At 65.1% G+C, this 19,204-nt stretch carries 13 protein-coding genes; 10 read left to right on the top strand and 3 right to left on the bottom strand.

Translation table 11 applies throughout. From position 1 onward, the window contains the following. Positions 1-140 precede the first annotated feature (140 nt). From nuoG to nuoN, 8 genes are read left to right on the top strand one after another with little or no spacing between them, the layout of a single operon-like run. Positions 141-2,852, top strand: coding sequence for an NADH-quinone oxidoreductase subunit NuoG (nuoG, locus tag HWQ56_RS09535; protein WP_158156570.1), 2,712 nt, complete (start codon positions 141-143; stop codon positions 2,850-2,852). Continuing rightward, positions 2,849-3,856: an NADH-quinone oxidoreductase subunit NuoH gene (nuoH, locus tag HWQ56_RS09530; RefSeq protein ID WP_158156568.1), complete on the top strand. Its 1,008-nt coding sequence runs from the start codon at positions 2,849-2,851 to the stop codon at positions 3,854-3,856. The genes nuoG and nuoH overlap by 4 nt, the downstream gene beginning before the upstream one ends. An 11-nt stretch (positions 3,857-3,867) precedes the next feature. Continuing rightward, positions 3,868-4,416, top strand: coding sequence for an NADH-quinone oxidoreductase subunit NuoI (gene nuoI / locus HWQ56_RS09525; RefSeq protein ID WP_003174725.1), 549 nt, complete (start codon positions 3,868-3,870; stop codon positions 4,414-4,416). Between the two features lie 9 nt (positions 4,417-4,425). After that, positions 4,426-4,926 carry an NADH-quinone oxidoreductase subunit J gene (nuoJ, locus tag HWQ56_RS09520; RefSeq protein WP_158156566.1) on the top strand — a complete coding sequence of 167 codons (501 nt, stop codon included), beginning with the start codon at positions 4,426-4,428 and terminating at the stop codon, positions 4,924-4,926. A 3-nt stretch (positions 4,927-4,929) separates the two neighbouring features. Next, entirely contained in the window at positions 4,930-5,238 is a 309-nt protein-coding gene (gene nuoK / locus HWQ56_RS09515) for an NADH-quinone oxidoreductase subunit NuoK (protein WP_158156564.1), read from the top strand. Next, a complete protein-coding gene (nuoL, locus tag HWQ56_RS09510) occupies positions 5,235-7,088 on the top strand; it encodes an NADH-quinone oxidoreductase subunit L (protein ID WP_158156562.1) in 1,854 nt (617 codons plus the stop codon). Before nuoK ends, nuoL begins: the two co-directional genes overlap by 4 nt. A 39-nt stretch (positions 7,089-7,127) precedes the next feature. Then, complete coding sequence (gene nuoM, locus HWQ56_RS09505; protein WP_158156560.1) at positions 7,128-8,660, top strand: NADH-quinone oxidoreductase subunit M; 1,533 nt, start codon at positions 7,128-7,130, stop codon at positions 8,658-8,660. Between the two features lie 7 nt (positions 8,661-8,667). Next, a complete protein-coding gene (gene nuoN / locus HWQ56_RS09500) occupies positions 8,668-10,137 on the top strand; it encodes an NADH-quinone oxidoreductase subunit NuoN (protein WP_158156558.1) in 1,470 nt (489 codons plus the stop codon). A gap of 134 nt (positions 10,138-10,271) precedes the next feature. Here nuoN and HWQ56_RS09495 read toward each other — a convergent pair whose 3' ends face one another. Then, a complete protein-coding gene (locus tag HWQ56_RS09495; protein WP_176570290.1) occupies positions 10,272-14,933 on the bottom strand; it encodes an NEL-type E3 ubiquitin ligase domain-containing protein in 4,662 nt (1,553 codons plus the stop codon). 124 nt (positions 14,934-15,057) lie between these two features. Between HWQ56_RS09495 and HWQ56_RS09490 the strand changes: the two genes are divergently transcribed. Beyond that, positions 15,058-16,128: an alpha/beta hydrolase gene (locus tag HWQ56_RS09490; protein ID WP_158156553.1), complete on the top strand. Its 1,071-nt coding sequence runs from the start codon at positions 15,058-15,060 to the stop codon at positions 16,126-16,128. 150 nt (positions 16,129-16,278) lie between these two features. Here the strand turns inward: HWQ56_RS09490 and HWQ56_RS09485 are convergent, their stop codons facing one another. Both HWQ56_RS09485 and HWQ56_RS09480 read right to left on the bottom strand, forming a co-directional pair. Further along, positions 16,279-16,986 carry a YebC/PmpR family DNA-binding transcriptional regulator gene (locus HWQ56_RS09485; RefSeq protein ID WP_176570289.1) on the bottom strand — a complete coding sequence of 236 codons (708 nt, stop codon included), beginning with the start codon at positions 16,984-16,986 and terminating at the stop codon, positions 16,279-16,281. A gap of 107 nt (positions 16,987-17,093) precedes the next feature. Further along, positions 17,094-17,951 carry a LysR substrate-binding domain-containing protein gene (locus HWQ56_RS09480; protein WP_176572370.1) on the bottom strand — a complete coding sequence of 286 codons (858 nt, stop codon included), beginning with the start codon at positions 17,949-17,951 and terminating at the stop codon, positions 17,094-17,096. 108 nt (positions 17,952-18,059) lie between these two features. On the opposite strand from HWQ56_RS09480, the gene HWQ56_RS09475 reads away from it, so the two are divergent. Then, positions 18,060-19,169: a 2-aminoethylphosphonate--pyruvate transaminase gene (locus tag HWQ56_RS09475; protein WP_158156547.1), complete on the top strand. Its 1,110-nt coding sequence runs from the start codon at positions 18,060-18,062 to the stop codon at positions 19,167-19,169. Positions 19,170-19,204 lie beyond the last annotated feature (35 nt).

Raw genomic sequence — 19,204 nt, 5'->3', positions numbered from 1 at the left:
AGACTCAAAGCCGGTGGTCCGTGCCACCGGCCGCTTGCCCCCTGCCCTGCCACAGGTCCGCCTGTGACGAGCGTTCGGGCCGGCACACAGCTTTCCATTAGCCACGCCCGCCCACGCGGGCCAACGAAGAACTTTGAACCATGGCCACTATCCACGTAGACGGCAAAGCGCTCGAAGTCGATGGCGCAGACAACCTGTTACAGGCCTGTCTGTCGCTGGGCCTCGACATCCCCTATTTCTGCTGGCACCCCGCACTCGGTAGCGTCGGTGCCTGTCGCCAGTGCGCGGTGAAGCAGTACACCGACGAGAACGACACCCGCGGTCGCATCGTCATGTCCTGCATGACCCCCGCCACCGACAACACCTGGATTTCCATCGACGACGAAGAGTCCAAGGCGTTTCGCGCCAGCGTCGTCGAGTGGCTGATGACCAACCACCCGCACGACTGCCCGGTGTGCGAGGAAGGCGGCCATTGCCACCTGCAGGACATGACCGTGATGACCGGTCACAACGAGCGGCGCTACCGTTTCACCAAGCGCACGCACCAGAACCAGGAGCTCGGCCCGTTCATCGCCCACGAGATGAACCGCTGCATCGCCTGCTACCGTTGCGTGCGCTTCTATAAAGACTACGCCGGCGGCACCGACCTGGGCGTGTACGGCGCCCACGACAACGTGTACTTCGGCCGCGTCGAAGACGGCGTGCTGGAAAGCGAGTTCTCGGGCAACCTCACCGAGGTGTGCCCCACCGGTGTGTTCACCGACAAGACCCACTCCGAGCGCTACAACCGCAAGTGGGACATGCAGTTCGCCCCCAGTATCTGCCACGGCTGCTCCAGTGGCTGCAACATCAGCCCCGGCGAACGCTACGGTGAGCTGCGCCGCATCGAGAACCGCTACAACGGCTCGGTGAACCAGTACTTCCTGTGCGACCGTGGCCGTTTCGGCTACGGCTACGTGAACCGCAAGGACCGCCCGCGCCAGCCGCTGCTGGGCCAGCAGAAGCTGGGCCTGGACGCTGCCCTGGACAAGGCCGCCGAACTGCTGCGTGGTCGCAACATCGTCGGCATCGGTTCGCCCCGTGCCAGCCTGGAAAGCAACTACGCGCTGCTGGAACTGGTGGGTGGCGAGCACTTCTACAGCGGTATCGAAGCCGCTGAACTGGGTCGCATCCGCCTGGTGCTGGACGTGCTGAAAAACAGCCCGCTGCCGATCCCGAGCCTGCGCGAAGTGGAAGACCACGACGCCATCTTCGTCCTCGGCGAAGACCTGACCCAGACCGCCGCGCGCCTGGCCCTGTCCCTGCGCCAGTCGGTCAAGGGCAAGGCCGAGGAAATGGCCGACGCCATGCGCGTGCAGCCTTGGCTGGACGCCGCGGTGAAGAATATCGGCCAGCACGCGCTGCACCCGCTGTTCATCGCCAGCCTCAGCGAGACCAAGCTCGATGACGTGGCCGAAGAGTGCGTGCACGCCGCGCCCGACGACCTGGCCCGCATCGGCTTTGCCGTGGCCCACGCCCTGGACGCCAGCGCCCCGGCCGTCAGCGGCCTGGACGCCGAGGCCCTGGAACTGGCCCAACGCATCGCCGACGCGCTGCTCAAGGCCAAGCGCCCACTGATCGTTTCCGGTACCTCCCTGGGCTCCAGCGCGCTGATCGAAGCCGCCGGCAACATCGCCAAGGCCCTGCACCTGGCCGGCAAGCAAGGCTCCCTGAGCCTGGTGGTGCCCGAGGCCAACAGCCTGGGCCTGGCCATGATGGGCGGCGAGTCGGTCGACGAGGCGCTGGACGCCGTGATCGAAGGCCGCGCCGATGCCCTGGTGATCCTCGAAAACGACCTGTACACCCGCCTGCCGGCCGCCAAGGTGGACGCCGCCCTGAACGCCGCCAAGGTGGTGATCGTTGCCGACCACCAGCTGACCGCCACCGCCGAACGCGCCCACCTGGTACTGCCAGCGGCCAGCTTCGCCGAAGGCGACGGCACCCTGGTCAGCCAGGAAGGCCGCGCCCAGCGCTTCTTCCAGGTGTTCGACCCGGCTTACCTGGACGCCAGCAACCTGATCCACGAAGGCTGGCGCTGGCTGCATGCCCTGCGCAGCACGCTGTTGGACCGCATGGTCGAATTCACCCAGCTGGACCAGGTGACCCAGGCCGTGGCCAACAGCAAGCCAGCCCTGGCGCGCATCGTCGAGGCCGCGCCATCGGCGGCGTTCCGCATCAAGGGCCTGAAACTGGCCCGTGAACCGCTGCGCTATAGCGGCCGCACCGCCATGCGCGCCAACATCAGCGTGCACGAACCGCGCACCTCCCAGGACAAGGACACCGCGTTCGCCTTCTCCATGGAAGGTTACTCGGGCTCCGTCGAGCCGCGCCAACAGGTGCCGTTCGCCTGGTCGCCGGGCTGGAACTCGCCACAGGCCTGGAACAAGTTCCAAGACGAAGTGGGGGGCCACCTGCGTGCCGGTGACCCGGGCACCCGCCTGATCGAAACCCAGGGCGACAACCTGAACTGGTTCACCGCCATTCCGGGCGCCTTCGCCCCGGCCCGTGGCACCTGGACCGCCGTGCCCGTGCACCACCTGTTCGGTTCCGAGGAAAACTCGTCCCGCGCAGCCCCGGTGCAGGAACGCATCCAACCCGCCTATGTCAGCGTGGCGAAGAGCGAAGCCGACCGCCTGGGCGTCAACGACGGCGCCCTGCTCAGCCTGAACGTCGCCGGCGTGGCCCTGCGCCTGCCGCTGCGCATCAACGAGGAACTGGGCGCCGGCCTCGTCGCCCTGCCCGCCGGCCTGGCCGGTATCCCGCCTGCATTCGCCGGCGCCACCGTTGATGGCCTGCAGGAGGCAGCACAATGACCTGGTTCACCCCTGAAGTGATCGACATCATCATTGCTGTCGTGAAGGCCCTGGTGATCATGCTGGCCGTGGTGGTCTGCGGTGCGCTGCTCAGCTTCATCGAGCGGCGCTTGCTGGGTTGGTGGCAGGACCGCTACGGTCCGAACCGTGTCGGCCCGTTCGGCATGTTCCAGATCGCCGCCGACATGCTGAAGATGTTCTTCAAGGAAGACTGGAACCCACCCTTCGTCGACCGGGTGATCTTCACCCTGGCGCCGGTGGTGGCCATGAGTGCCTTGCTGATCGCCTTCGCCATCATCCCGATCACCCCCACCTGGGGCATCGCCGACCTGAACATCGGCCTGCTATTCTTCTTCGCCATGGCCGGCCTGTCGGTATACGCCGTACTGTTCGCCGGCTGGTCGTCGAACAACAAGTACGCGTTGCTGGGCAGCCTGCGGGCCTCGGCCCAGACCGTGTCGTACGAAGTGTTCATGGGCCTGGCGCTGATGGGCATCGTGGTGCAGGTGGGCTCGTTCAACATGCGCGACATCGTTGAATACCAGTCCCAGCACCTGTGGTTCATCATTCCGCAGTTCTTCGGCTTCTGCACCTTCTTCGTCGCCGGCGTGGCAGTGACTCACCGTCACCCCTTCGACCAGCCGGAAGCGGAACAGGAATTGGCCGACGGCTACCACATCGAATACGCCGGCATGAAATGGGGCATGTTCTTCGTGGGCGAGTACATCGGCATCATCATGATCTCGGCGCTGCTGGTGACCTTGTTCTTCGGTGGCTGGCACGGCCCGTTCGATATCCTGCCGCAACTGTCGTTCCTATGGTTCGCCTTGAAGACCGCGTTTTTCATCATGATCTTCATCCTGCTGCGCGCGTCCATTCCGCGCCCACGGTATGACCAGGTGATGGATTTCAGCTGGAAATTCTGCCTGCCGCTGACCCTGATCAATTTGCTGGTGACCGCTGCGCTCGTGTTGTTGAACACGCCAGCTGTTGCGGCCCAGTGAGGATTTGACCCATGTTCAAATATATTGGTGACATCGTTAAGGGTACGGGTACCCAACTGCGCAGCCTGGTGATGGTTTTCGGCCATGGCTTCCGCAAGCGTGACACCCTGCAGTACCCCGAAGAAGCCGTGTACCTGCCGCCGCGCTACCGCGGCCGTATCGTGCTGACCCGCGACCCCGACGGCGAAGAGCGCTGCGTGGCCTGCAACCTGTGCGCCGTGGCCTGCCCGGTGGGTTGCATCTCGCTGCAGAAAGCCGAGACCGAAGACGGCCGCTGGTACCCGGACTTCTTCCGCATCAACTTCTCCCGCTGCATTTTCTGCGGCCTGTGCGAGGAAGCCTGCCCGACCACCGCGATCCAGCTGACCCCGGATTTCGAAATGGCCGAGTTCAAGCGTCAGGACCTGGTGTACGAGAAAGAAGATCTGCTGATCTCCGGCCCCGGCAAGAACCCTGACTACAACTTCTATCGCGTTGCAGGGATGGCCGTTGCCGGCAAGCCGAAGGGCGCCGCGCAGAACGAAGCCGAGCCGATCAACGTGAAGAGCTTGCTCCCTTAAGGAAGAAAGATGGAATTCGCTTTCTATTTCGCAGCCGGAGTCGCCGTGGTGTCCACCTTCAGGGTGATCACCAACACCAACCCCGTGCACGCGCTGCTCTACCTGATCATTTCGCTGATCGCCGTGTCCATGACCTTCTTCAGCCTCGGCGCACCGTTCGCCGGGGTGCTGGAGGTGATCGTCTACGCCGGCGCCATCATGGTGCTGTTCGTCTTCGTGGTGATGATGCTCAACCTGGGCCCAGCGTCGGTGCTGCAGGAACGGGGCTGGCTGAAGCCGGGCATCTGGGCCGGGCCGATCTTCCTGGCCGGCATGCTGCTGTTCGAACTGTGCTACGTGTTGTTCGCCGAACCGACTGGCGCTGCCATCGGCCAGGAAACCGTGAGCGCCAAGGCCGTGGGCATCAGCCTGTTCGGCCCTTACCTGCTGGTGGTTGAACTGGCCTCGATGCTGCTGCTGGCCGCCGTGGTCACCGCCTTCCACCTGGGCCGCAACGAGGCGAAGGAGTAAACCATGTCATCGATTCCTCTGGAACACGGCCTGGCCGTCGCCGGTGTGCTGTTCTGCCTGGGCCTCATGGGCGTGATGGTACGCCGCAACATCCTCTTCGTATTGATGAGCCTGGAAATCATGATGAACGCCGCTGCGCTGGCGTTCGTCGTGGCCGGTGCACGCTGGGCGCAGCCGGATGGGCAGATCATGTTCATCCTGGTCATCACCCTGGCAGCCGCCGAGGCCAGTATCGGCCTGGCGATCCTGCTGCAGCTGTACCGCCGCTTCCACACGCTTGATATCGACGCTGCCAGTGAGATGCGCGGATGAACCTGATCTTTCTGACCTTCGTATTTCCCCTCATCGGCTTCCTGCTGCTGTCGTTCTCGCGCGGGCGCTTTTCCGAAAACCTCTCGGCGCTGATCGGTGTCGGCTCCATCGGCCTGTCGGCCATCGTCGCCGCCTACGTGATCTGGCAGTTCAACGTCGCCCCGCCCGAAGCGGGTCACTACACCCTGGTGCTGTGGCGCTGGATGTCGGTGGATGGCTTCGAGCCCAACTTCGCCCTGTACGTGGATGGTCTGTCGATCACCATGCTGGGCGTGGTGGTGGGGGTGGGCTTCCTGATCCACCTGTTCGCGTCCTGGTACATGCGCGGTGAAGAGGGCTACTCGCGCTTCTTCTCGTACACCAACCTGTTCATCGCCAGCATGCTGTTCCTGGTCCTGGCCGACAACCTGCTGTTCCTATACTTCGGTTGGGAAGGCGTGGGCCTGTGCAGTTACCTGCTGATCGGTTTCTACTACAGCAACCGCAACAACGGTAACGCCGCACTCAAGGCCTTCATCGTCACCCGCATCGGTGACGTGTTCATGGCGATCGGCCTGTTCATCCTGTTCCAGCAACTGGGTACCCTGAACATCCAGGAACTGATGGTGCGTGCGCCCGAGCACTTCAAGGCCGGTGACTTCTGGATCGTCGCCGCCACCCTGATGCTGCTGGGCGGTGCGGTGGGCAAGTCCGCGCAACTGCCGCTGCAGACCTGGCTGGCAGACGCCATGGCCGGTCCTACCCCGGTATCGGCACTGATCCACGCCGCGACCATGGTGACCGCAGGCGTGTACCTGATCGCCCGTACCCACGGCCTGTTCGCCCTGGCGCCGGATATCCTGCACCTGGTGGGCATCGTCGGCGGCGTGACCCTGGTACTGGCCGGCTTCGCCGCCCTGGTGCAGACCGACATCAAGCGCATCCTGGCCTACTCGACCATGAGCCAGATCGGCTACATGTTCCTGGCCCTGGGCGTCGGCGCCTGGGAAGGCGCGATCTTCCACCTGATGACCCACGCTTTCTTCAAGGCCCTGCTGTTCCTGGCCTCCGGTGCGGTGATCGTGGGTTGCCACCACGAGCAGAACATCTTCAAGATGGGCGGCCTGTGGAAGAAGCTGCCCCTGGCCTACGCCTGCTTCATCGTCGGTGGCGCGGCCCTGTCGGCCCTGCCGATCCTGACCGTGGGCTTCTACTCCAAGGACGAGATCCTCTGGGAAGCCTTCGCCAGCGGCCACACCTACCTGCTGTACGCCGGCCTGGTAGGCGCGTTCATGACCTCGATCTACACCTTCCGCCTGATCTTCATCGCCTTCCACGGCGAAGCGAAGACCGATGCCCACCCTGGCCACGGTATTTCCCACTGGCTGCCGCTGGGCGTGCTGATCGTGCTGTCGACCTTCGTCGGCGCCTGGATTCACCCGCCACTGGCCGGCGTGCTGCCGGAAAGCGTCGGCCACGCCGGCGGCGAAGCCAAGCACAGCCTGGAAATCGCCTCGGGCGCCATCGCCCTGGCCGGTATCCTGCTGGCCGCCCTGCTGTTCCTGGGCAAGCGCCGCGTCGCCACCGCCATCGCCAACAGCGGCCCTGGCCGCGTGCTGTCGGCCTGGTGGTTCGCTGCCTGGGGCTTCGACTGGATCTACGACAAACTGTTCGTCAAACCGTACCTTGGCATCAGCCACCTGCTGCGCAAGGACCCGGTAGACCGCACCATCGGCCTGATCCCGCGCATGGCGAAAGGCGGCAACACCGCCATGAGCCGTACCGAGACGGGTCAACTGCGCTGGTATGCCGCCTCCATCGTTGCCGGTGCCGTACTGGTACTCGGTGCCGTAGTGCTGGCTTCGGTCTGATATGAACCTTGCGACTTTGCGAAAGGAATTGAGCCCGTCATGATTTTGCCCTGGCTGATCCTGATCCCCTTTATCGGCGGCCTTCTGTGCTGGCTGGGTGAGCGCTCCGGCGCCACCCTGCCACGCTGGATCGCGTTGCTGACCATGTCCCTGGAACTTGCCATCGGCCTCTGGCTGTGGGCCCACGGTGACTACCATCTGTCCCCTGCCCCGGGCGCCGCCCCGGCGTGGGCCTACGAGTTCAAGGTCCAGTGGATCGAGCGCTTCGGCATCAGCGTGCACCTGGGCCTGGACGGCCTGTCGCTGCTGATGATCCTGCTCACCGGCCTGCTGGGTGTGCTCTCGGTCCTGTGTTCCTGGAAAGAGATCCAGCGCCACGTCGGCTTCTTCCACCTCAACCTGATGTGGATCCTGGGCGGCGTGGTCGGGGTGTTCCTGGCCCTGGACCTGTTCCTGTTCTTCTTCTTCTGGGAAATGATGCTGGTGCCGATGTATTTCCTCATCGCGCTCTGGGGTCACAGCTCGGCGGACGGCAAGAAAACCCGTATCTACGCGGCCACCAAGTTCTTCATCTTCACCCAGGCCAGCGGCCTGATCATGCTGGTGGCGATCCTGGGCCTGGTGCTGTTCAACTACAGCAACACCGGCGTGATGACCTTCAACTACGCCGACCTGCTCAAGGCCAAGCTGCCACACGGCGTGGAATACCTGCTGATGCTGGGCTTCTTCATCGCCTTCGCGGTGAAGCTGCCGGTCGTGCCGTTCCACAGCTGGCTGCCTGACGCCCACGCCCAGGCGCCGACCGCCGGTTCCGTGGACTTGGCCGGTATCCTGCTGAAGACGGCGGCCTACGGCCTGCTGCGCTTTGCCCTGCCGCTGTTCCCGCACGCCTCGGCAGAGTTCGCGCCCATTGCCATGACCCTGGGCCTGATCGGGATCTTCTACGGCGCCTTCCTGGCGTTCGCGCAGACCGACATCAAGCGCCTGATCGCCTTCTCCAGCGTCTCGCACATGGGCTTCGTGCTGATCGGCATCTACTCCGGTTCCCAGCAAGCGCTGCAAGGCGCGGTGGTACAGATGCTCGCCCACGGCCTGTCGGCGGCGGCACTGTTTATCCTCAGCGGCCAACTGTACGAGCGCCTGCACACCCGTGACATGCGCGAAATGGGCGGCCTGTGGTCACGCATCGCCTACCTGCCGGCCATCAGCCTGTTCTTCGCTGCTGCGTCGCTGGGCTTGCCGGGCACCGGCAACTTCGTCGGCGAGTTCCTGATTCTGATCGGCAGCTTCCCGATTGCCCCGGTGGTCATCATCATTGCCACCTTCGGCCTGGTGTTCGGCTCGGTGTACTCGCTGATCATGATCCACCGCGCCTACTTCGGTCCGTCGAAATCCGACACCGTGCTGGCCGGCATGGACAACCGCGAACTGATCATGGTGCTGGGCCTGGCGGCCCTGCTGGTATTGCTTGGCGTCTATCCGCAACCGTTCCTGGACACTTCGGCCGCCACCATGGCCGGTGTCCAGCAATGGTTCGGCACCGCTTTCACTCAACTCGCTTCGGCCCGGTAAGAGCGCTATGGACCTGACCCTTCAACACTTTATCGCGCTTGCACCGCTGCTGATCACCAGCCTCACCGTCGTGGTGGTAATGCTGGCGATCGCCTGGCGGCGCAATCACTCGCAAACCTTCCTGCTGTCGGTGGCGGGGCTGAACCTGGCCCTGTTGTCGGTGCTGCCGGCCCTCAAGGTGTCGCCCATCAGCGTCACCTCGCTGATCCAGATCGACCATTTCGCCTGCCTGTACATTGCCCTGATCCTGGTCGCCACCCTGGCGTGCGTGACCCTGGCCCACGCCTACCTGGGCGACGGTGGCTCGGGCTACCCGGGCAACCGCGAAGAACTGTACCTGCTGATCCTGATGGCTTCGGCCGGTGGCATGGTACTGGTCAGCGCGCAGCACCTGTCGAGCCTGTTCATCGGCCTGGAGCTGCTGTCGGTGCCGGTGTATGGCCTGATCGCCTACGCCTTCTTCAACAAGCGGTCGCTGGAAGCGGGTATCAAGTACATGGTGCTGTCGGCCGCTGGTTCGGCGTTCCTGCTGTTCGGCATGGCCTTGCTCTACGCTGACGCCGGCAGCCTGCAGTTCGCCGAAATCGGCCGCGCCCTGGCCGCCACCGGCAAGCCCACCAGCCTGGCCTCCCTGGGCCTGGCGATGATGTTCGTGGGCCTGGCGTTCAAGCTGTCGCTGGTGCCCTTCCACCTGTGGACGCCGGACGTCTACGAAGGCGCCCCTGCGCCGGTGGCGGCCTTCCTGGCCACCGCCAGCAAGGTAGCGGTGTTCGCGGTCGTCGTGCGTCTGTTCCAACTGTCGCCAGCGGCCAGCAGCGGTGTGCTGACCACCGTGCTGGAGGTCATTGCCGTGGCGTCGATCCTGATCGGCAACCTGTTGGCCGTGACCCAGACCAACCTCAAGCGCCTGCTGGGCTTTTCCTCCATCGCCCACTTCGGCTACCTGCTGATTGCCCTGGTGGCCAGCAAGGGCCTGGCGCTGGAAGCCATCGGTGTGTACCTGGTGACCTACGTGATCACCAGCCTGGGCGCCTTTGGCGTGATCACCCTGATGTCCTCGCCCTACAACGGCCGTGATGCCGACGCCCTGTACGAATACCGCGGCCTGTTCTGGCGCCGTCCGTACCTGACGGCAGTGCTGACCGTGATGATGCTGTCGCTGGCGGGTATTCCGCTGACCGCCGGCTTCATCGGCAAGTTCTACATCATCGCCACTGGCGTGCAATCGCAACTGTGGTGGCTGACCGGCTCGCTGGTGATCGGTAGCGCCATCGGCGTGTTCTACTACCTGCGCGTGATGGTGACCCTGTACCTGATCGAACCGAACCTGCGTCGCCACGATGCACCGTTCAACTGGGAACAGCGTACCGGCGGCGTGATGCTGCTGGCCATCGCCCTGCTGGCGTTCGCCCTGGGTATCTACCCGCAACCGCTGCTGGACCTGGTGCAGCATGCCGGGTTTCAACTGATCGGCTGACCCACCGCCGGATGAACGACAAACCCCGCCTCGGCGGGGTTTGTCGTTTCAGGGGGGGGCCATGGTCGTCACGCCTGCTTTACAGGCCGCGTAAGGCTGGACATGGCCTGGCCGCTACAGAGGCCGCGGGTGACCTACAGCTCTGTGACCTGTACCTCCCGGTCAAACACCTCCTGGGTCAATTCCAGCACGAGGCGCTTTTCCGCCGCATCGCGCCGGGCCACCATTTGCTCGACCTTTTTCAGGTAGCGGCCGCTATTGAATGCCCCCGCTTCGGCGTCGGTGTGCAGCGCGGTCACCAGGTTGACGTAGGTGGTGTCATGGGCGCTGAAGCGTGCTTCATTGGCCTTGACGCTGCGCAGGTTGGCGGCCCAGAAGTCACGTGCCGCCACCGACTCGACCATCGCCGGGGTGCCATCCATGGCCAGAATGTTCGCCTGGGCAGTGGCAATGGCTTGTTCGGTTACATCCGCGGTACGGGCAAACCGCATGCCCTTGGGCTGCCCCGGCAGGTCCAGCGTATCGGCCAAGCGGGTGCGGTAGACCAACTGTACCTCGGCCACGTCCGGTGTCGTGGTGCGGCCGCGCACGTCGGCAAACGCCGCCTTGTCCACCTCGTCGAGGCGGAACAGCCCCTTTGCCAACTTCAACAGCTGCAACTGCCGGGCCTCGCCGGTCACGCCCCGGGACGCTTCGAACACCAGCGTACGCACCTGCAGCACACTGAACAGCAGTGACGCACCATCGCCGCATGTCGTGCCATGGGCTGCTTCCGTGAACAGCGTCTCGCGCAGTTCGGTGTTGTGGGTGGCCGCCTCGATCATCTTCCACACTCGATCGCGCAGGTCCGTGTAGGTCTCGGCCTGCCGGAAGTCGCTGGATTCGGCCAGCTCATCGAACACCTGAAAGAACGCATTGCCGCCCGGTTCGGCGCGCAACGCTTGCCACTTCGCCATCAAGCCCTCGTGCTCGGTGCCCGACACGCCCTGCAGCCACCGCGCGACGCCTTCGGTACCCGGCGCGACAGGCGCAGGGGCGGTAAACGAAGCCAGGCCGAAACGATTGCCCGTGACCGTGTACTGGTCACGCAGGGCATCCAGGGTGGGCGCGCTCAACGGGTTGCCCTCCAGATGGGTTTCCCGGTTGATGCGCCTGACCGTCTCGGTCTGTTCGGCGAACGGCGCCAGCACCTCGGCGGGCAACGTACCCAAGCGGTTGTGCCGCAAGTCCAAGACGCTCATTTCGGGCAGCCGCAGCACGCTGACCGGGTAGTCTTCCAGGCCCGTGCCAGGCAGTCTGACCCCGCGCAGCGCCTGCAGGCTGGCCAGGTCAGGGGTTCTGCCCAGGGGGTTGAACCCCAGGTCGAGGTCGCGCAACCGGGTGAGCGGGTTGAGCGTCACGGCGCAGGCGTCGTTCCAGACAATACGGTTCTGACTCACGTGCAAACGGGTCAGTCCTGACATTTTACCGACCGCCGGGGGCAGTGCCGTCAACTCGTTGCGCCTCAGGTTCAAGTGACGCAGCTCGCTGAACTGCTCCAGGAACGCCGTGGGGCCCTCGCCCGAGAGACCGGTGGATTGCAGGAGCAGGCTTTTGATGTGGCTGAAATCGGTCTCCAGCGGTGGCAGCCCATCCAGGCGCATGCCCGTGAGGTTCAACTCGAACCCCACCCGCATGCCTGCATGGGTGACCACCCTGGGGGTGACGCGCCGCGCCGCGCGGGTGATTTCCTGCGCTACGTTGGCACGGTTCAGCGCCTGCGGGGTATTTTTGCCGTAGAGCGTCTTGCCGGCCGACACCCACTGGTCCAACCGCTTGCTCAGCCGTTTGAGTTCGCTACGCTTGCCCTGTAACCAAGCCCGCAGTTGTGGCTGGGGCCGCTCCAATGCCGTGAGCATGTCGAAAATTTCGGTGGTCTCCAGATTAGGGTACAGCTCACCTACACCGGCGACCAGGTCGGCATCGAAGGAGGGCAAGCGACCGCGCCCGCTGGCCGGGTAACCGATGCGCGCCCCTACCCGCACCGGGCTGTTGAAACCGCCCTGTCGGCCTCGCTGAATACCCAACAGCGTGGCAACCTGGTTGCGATCAATAGTGCCCGCGGGCGGCGTGCTTCCCCATGCCTCGTTGAGCACGACACTGTCGGCATTCGCCAGCGCGGGCTGGAAAACCCCGGCGATGGCGCGGTTGATGCGTCGTTCCCGCAGTAGCACTCGCGCTTCTTCAGCCATGCGCAGCGGTACCCGGCCGGCCTTCAGGCGCTCCAGTTCTTCAAAGGTAGCGCCCTCGATAAGCGCTCGCTGCTGAGCGCTTTCCAGGCTCGGGAAATCGCGGCCGAGGGCTTCGCTGCCTGGGGCCTGGGGCACCATCTCGGTGGGCACCATGGCCGGCAGGAGCTCAGGGCGGCGACCTTCCAGTTGCTCGGCCAGCAGCGCCTGCAGCCCTTCCACGCGCGCCGCGCGCCCGCGGCTGCCGACGTGCCCCAGCAACGCGTCGCACGCGCTGTCGCCCAAGCCATCGAGCAACGCGCCCATCCGTTCGCCGCTGGCAAGGTCGGCACGCACCAGCGAAACCCACCGCGCCGCAGGGTTGCCGACCTCCCCGTAGTCCGTGGACACGCCCCAGGGCTCATTGCCCTCGAACAACCTGAGCACCAGCGTCGAAGGCCAGCGGGGGTGCTCCACCAGCACCTCCAGCGGCACCGGCCAACCTTCAGGGATAGCCTGCCCATCGCGCACGCAGGCGACCAGACGCTCCACCCTGCGGGCCGCGGCCAGGCGCGCCACGGTGTCGCTGAACTCCAACGGGGGCGGCGAGCCCTCAACCACCGCCTGGCGCAACACGGCTTCGTCCTCACCGGTAATCGACAGCGCCTGCTCCAACTCAACGTCGCTCAGGGCCGCGGCCTGGGGGGTAATACGCTGCAGCAAGCGTGCGCGCGACCAGCGCAGCGGGCTTTCGCCTTGATGTGTCCAGGTGCCGCGGCCGTCACTGGTCACCGGAGGTCGGTATGCCTGGGGGTCGCCGGGCCGGCAGATCACCCGCTCGCCGGTCCGGGCGTTGACGTCGGTCAGGTAGAGCCTTCCGTCCAGGGCAACGTAAGCGGCACCGTCTCGTTCGTACAGGCCCTGAGCGTCTGGCAACCACTGCGGTTGCAGCTCGAGTTCGCTGGCATACGCCGTGATGTCCGGGTACCACAGCCGTTGCGAGCCATCCGCCAGCTCTACCGGCACCAGGTCTTCGACGAAAGGGTTGATGCTGCCATAGAATTTCACCGACTGATGCGCCACCACGCCCACCACCAGATTCAGCGCCAGGCCGCCCAGGTGCTCCCAGCCCGACTCCAGATGGTGGTCGGCCAGGTCCGCCAGGCCGTGGTAGAGCTCGCCCATGGCCTGGGCCGCGATGATCGGCAGCATCACTTGGCCAAGCCCGGGAACGAACAGTGCGGCGAGGTTGAGCACGTTGATCCCGCTTTGCAGGTAACCTTCCCAGCGGTCCAGCGTGGCCAGGTAGTCTACCCGCGCCGTGGGGATCGCCAGGCACGCCGCCTCGCCACGCAGCCAGGCCATGTGCCGGTCGTGAAGATGCTCGAGCAGCGGCACTGGCAGGGCAGCGGTGAAACCGCCGAGGGTGACCCGCTCACGCGCCAACTGCGCGGTCAGGCGCTGCAGGAAGTCAGGGCGGCTGGCCATGCCTACACGGTCGAGAAACTCGCGGCGGTACGCAGGGTCGCGCAGCCGGTTGGCCAGTGCCGTGGTGAAGTCACCTGCGCTGGCGTATTGACGCAACGGTGCCTGGCTGTCTCCCGGCATCCATACGATGCACGGCTGGGTCGCCGCGGTGGAGGTGGCGGGTTTGAAGACCACCACATCATGCAGCACCGCCTGCAGCAGTTCCAAGCGCACCGCTTGCATGGGCAGCCCCTCGCGCAGCAGCGGTTTGCCCTCCAGCACCTGGTCGAACATGGCGAAGGTCGCTGCATCGATATCGCCTTTGAGCAACGCCACCTGGCGCAGGCAGGCGAGCTCTGCGGCCCGGGCCGCCACCAGGGTCGTGCGCACGGACGCGGGAAGCAACACGCGGTCCAGGTAGTGCTGGTACTGCTGGCCGATATCCAGGTCGCGACACTCGCGCGCAAAGACCTGGGGGGTGATCGGCAGCTTGCTGTCCGGGTTGAATTGGAAGACCGGAAAATCAACCGCCTCCGGCACCAGGTCGCTGAAGTCACCGCTCTGATCGCCCGTGTTCGGCGGCAACGGACGCGCGGGGGACGGCGCAGGGACGTAGTCGATGGTGTAGCCACCCCGCGTGACCAGGCCGCTGTTGGGGTCAAACACCTGATCCGGGTTGAAATTATGCAGCGCAGCCAGTAACAGGCTCTGCTCCAACGGCGTACGCGAGACGGCCGAACCCAGCCACGACGCCTGTTCCCGCACTTGCACCAACAGGGTTTCGTGGACGTTGACCGCGCGCCCGCACACCCGCGTGAGGCGCTCATTGAGCAGGGGTTCGGCGAACGCCATCACCCCCTTGAATTCCCCCAGCGCTGCCGATACCGCGGCGCGGGCGCGGGCACGGACTTTCTGGCTTGCCAGCAGCGCGTGCTGGCGGGTCACTGACGACTGGCTGAACCACGTCGCCAATTGGCCACCGGGAAGGTACTGCTCGCTCAGCAAGCTAGCGCCCAGGGCGTCCAGCGCCGGTTTGTCCAAGGCTGTCATCCAGCCTGGCAGGCGCTGGAGGACGAACGCAGTGTTAGGGTGGGCGGCAGGTAAATCGGGGGTGGTGGCCATGGTGGCGCTCCTGTGTCGAGAAGCGCCCAGCAAACCAGCCCGGCAGCCAACGCAGGTGCTGCATATTTACCCGGGGCATTTTCGCCTATAGTGAAGCGACCTTGACCGTTCAGGCTCCACACCCATGTCCAAAACGTTGCTCGCCCTGTTAACCCTGGCCCTGGCGGCCTGTTCCAGCACGCCCCCGCCACCGACCCCCGAACAACTGGCGCAGATCGAAGCCGCCAACCTGCACACCGATGCCGACATGGCCCAGGTGCTGGACAAACTGGCCAGCCTCAACCCGCAACCCATCGAGAACCTGGATGTCGGCACCGCCAGGCTGCAGCCTACCCTGACGGATGCCGCCAAGGCATTGATGGCCGACCAGGGCCGCGACAGCGACCCGGCGGTGCTGGCCCCCGGTGTCAGCGCCTACGACCGCACGGTCCCCGGTGCAGCCGGGCAGATTCCTGCCACGGTCTATACCCCGCCGGGGGATAACTACAAACCGGTGATCCTGTATTTCCATGGCGGCGGCTGGGTCCTGGCCGACCGCAAGGTGTACGACAGCAGCGCCCGTGCCCTGGCCAAGCTGGCCGACGCGGTGGTGGTGTCCATCGATTACCGCCGTGCCCCTGAGGACCGGTTTCCCGCCGCGGCCGATGACGGCGTGGCGGTATACCGTTGGCTGACCCATTACGCCAAGGCCGTGGGTGGTGACCCCCAGCACCTGGCCCTGGCCGGTGAAAGCGCTGGCGGCAACCTGGCCCTGGCCACCGCTATCGCCGCCCATGAACAAGGCCTGGCGGCGCCCAAGCAGGTGCTGGCCATCTACCCGGTCACGCAGACCGGCAGCGATACGGAGTCCTATGCCAAGTACGCCCATGCCAAACCGCTGAACGCGGCAATGATGCCCTGGTTCTTCAATCAGTTGCTCGCCGATCCGGCGCAGAAACAGGACCCACGCCTGGACGTGCTGCATGCCAACCTGCAAGGCCTGGCACCGGTGACGCTGATCAATGCCGAGGTCGACCCGCTGCGTGACGACGGCGCGCTGATGGAGACCGCGCTGAAAGCGGCTGGGGTGAGTGTGGAGCGCCGGGTCTACAGCGGCGTGACCCATGAATTCTTTGGCCTGGGGGCGTTGGTGCAGCAGGCGGCACAGGCCCAGGCTTACGCCGGGGAACGCCTCAAGGCCGACCTGCACCGCTGAGGTCGTCCGGTTGCAGAATCGACGCAAGCTCGGGAAGCCGGCAACGCGCACTGGGCGTCACACCACAGCGCATGCCTCCCGAGCTTCGCCCGGCCCCATAGCGGAATCACGGTGCATCACGCACCGCGTGCAGGGCCGGATGCCCCGGTATCAGCCGGCCAGGCCGACGTAGACGTTCTGCACGTCGTCGTTTTCGTCGATGGCTTCCAGGAAGGCTTCCACCTCGGCCATCTGCTCGTCGCTGAGGCCCGAGACCGGGTTCTTCGGCATGTAGCCGATCTTCGCCGCCACCACGGTGAAGTGCTGCTCAGGCAGTGCCTTGCACACGGCGTCCAGGTCGGTGATGTCGGTGACGAACAGGGTCGAGCCTTCTTCCTCGCCCGCCTCGAAATCCTGGGCGCCGGCTTCGATGGCAGCCATTTCCGGGTCAGCGTCGCCGTTGGCCGGGGTGGCTTCGATCATTCCTACGTGGTTGAAGTCCCACGACACCGAGCCTTCTGCGCCCAGGGTGCCCTTGCGGAACAGCACGCGGATCTGCGATACGGTGCGGTTGACGTTATCGGTCAGGCATTCGACGATCACCGGCACCTGGTGCGGGGCGAAACCCTCGTACTTGACCAGGGTGTAGTTGACCGCCTCGCCGCCGATGCCCGCGCCTTTCTTGATGGCGCGTTCCAGGGTTTCACGCGTCATGGAGGCCTTCTTGGCCTGTTCGATGACCAGGCGCAGACGCGCGTTGGTGTCAGGGTCGGTACCGGCCCGCGCGGCAATCGAAATTTCCTTGGACAGCTTGCCGAAGATGCGCCCTTTGGCGTTGGCTGCTGCTTCTCTGTGTTTAGCTTTCCACTGTGCGCCCATTTCAACTCTCTTTCTCTGGCGCCGATACCGGTATCGATCAGCGCATCCTGCCAGTTTATACGTTGTGGGAGCACGCTTGCCAGCGAGCGTGCACCCTGGGTTCCGGCTCACACCGGGGGGGCCAGCTCGAAAAACGCTCGAATCAGGCGCAGCTCACGCCGTCGCTCCAGGCAGCCGATCATGTGCCGGTTCTCAAGCCCCTGCCCACGCAACGGCACCGCGACCACGCGCGGGTCATGGCCCACTTCCACCGACGAGACGATGCCGATGCCGAGCTGCGCCGCCACTGCCTCCGTTACCGCCTCGCGGCTGTCGAGTTCCAGCAGCACCCGCGGCACCACGCCCGCCTGGGCGCAGGCCTGGTCGAAGGTACGGCGCGTGATCGAATGAGGCTCGCGCAACACCATGATCTGCTGGTGCAACTGCGCCAGGTCCAGGGTGTGCCCCGCCCACGGGTGGGCAGCCGGAACCAGCGCGCAGATGTGCGAAGCACTCAGGGGGTGCAGGTGCAGGCCCTTGCGCGGCTCCACCTCGGTCATCACCGCCACGTCCACATGTTCGGCCGTCAGCGCCGCCAGGGTTTCCTGGGCATTGCCCAAGCGCAGGTTGACGGTCACGCCGGGGTACCGGGCGCGCAGGCTGGCGAGCATCGGCATCACCCGGTGCGGGCCGTCGGCGGCCACTTCCAGACGCCCGGTCAACAGTTGGCGGTTGGCCTCCAGCATCGCCCGGGCCTCTTCGGCCAAACCGAACATGGCGCGGGTAATGGCTGCCAGCCGGGTCCCCTCTTCGGTCAGTTCCACCCGTCGGGCCGTGCGCCGCAACAGGGTTATCTGGTAGTGGTCTTCCAGGGCCTTGACGTGCCCCGTCACGGCCGGCTGGCTGATGAACAGGCGCTCGGCGGCCCGGGTAAAACTGCCCTCGCGGGCCACGGCATCGAAGGCACGCAGTTGAAACAGGTTTATGAATCGGCCTGACTTATAGTTGGGATAACAACAAACAATTTGATTGATGCTTCGTGTAATTGCAACGTAGGCGCCGTAGGTTCAGCCCACCGCTTGCGAGGAACACCCATGAGCACCCGCGCCCCCCTCCTGCTTACCCCAGGCCCTTTGACCACTTCGGCCCGTACCCGTCAGGCCATGATGATGGATTGGGGGTCGTGGGACACCGGCTTCAACCAGCTGACCGCCAGTGTCTGCGAGCAACTGTTGACCATCATCAACGGCGCCGCCAGCCACCATTGCGTGCCCCTGCAGGGCAGTGGCACCTTTGCCGTGGAAGCGGCCATCGGCACCCTGGTGCCGCGCAACGGCAAGGTGCTGGTGTTGATCAACGGCGCCTATGGCCAGCGGCTGGCGAAGATCTGCGCGGTGCTGGGCCGGTCCTACAGCACCTTCCAGACCGCCGAAGACCAACCCACCACCGCCGACGATGTCAACCGCCTGCTGCGTGACGACCCCAGCTTCACCCACGTGGCGCTGATCCACTGCGAGACCAGTACCGGCATCCTCAACCCGCTGCCCGATATCGCCCAGGTGGTAGCGCGCCACGGCAAGCGCCTGATCATCGACGCCATGAGTTCATTCGGCGCCCTGCCCATCGACGCCAGCCAGGTACCCTTCGACGCCCTGATCGCCGCTTCGGGAAAATGCCTGGAAGGGGTACCGGGCATGGGGTTCGTGTTCGCCCACAAAGCAGCCCTGGCCCAAGCCGAGGGCAACTGCCACTCCCTGGCCATGGACCTGCACGACCAGCACGCCTACATGGCCAAGACCGGCCAATGGCGCTTCACCCCGCCAACCCACGTGGTGGCGGCGCTGCATGAGGCCCTGCTGCAATACAACGAAGAAGGCGGCCTGAGCGCCCGCCATGCGCGTTACGCGGATAATTGCCAGGCATTGCTGGACGGCATGGCGGCCCTGGGCCTGCGCAGCTTCCTGCCGGCGGCCATTCAGGCACCGATCATCGTGACCTTCCATGCCCCGCGGGACGCGCGCTACCGGTTCAAGGACTTCTACGAGCGGGTCAAGGCCAAGGGTTTCATCCTTTACCCCGGCAAATTGACCCAAGTGGAGACTTTCCGCGTCGGTTGTATCGGTTGCGTGGACCGCAGCGGCATGCAAGCCGCCGTGGACGCCGTGGCCCAGGTGCTGCGCGAGATGGAAGTGCTGGACATCTGAACCGGCCGTCACCCGACCTCACGTTTTTCCTCTTC

It is taken from the genome of Pseudomonas eucalypticola, assembly GCF_013374995.1.
Taxonomy (GTDB): Bacteria; Pseudomonadota; Gammaproteobacteria; order Pseudomonadales; family Pseudomonadaceae; genus Aquipseudomonas; species Aquipseudomonas eucalypticola.
This window is presented reverse-complemented; position numbering and strand designations above follow the sequence as displayed.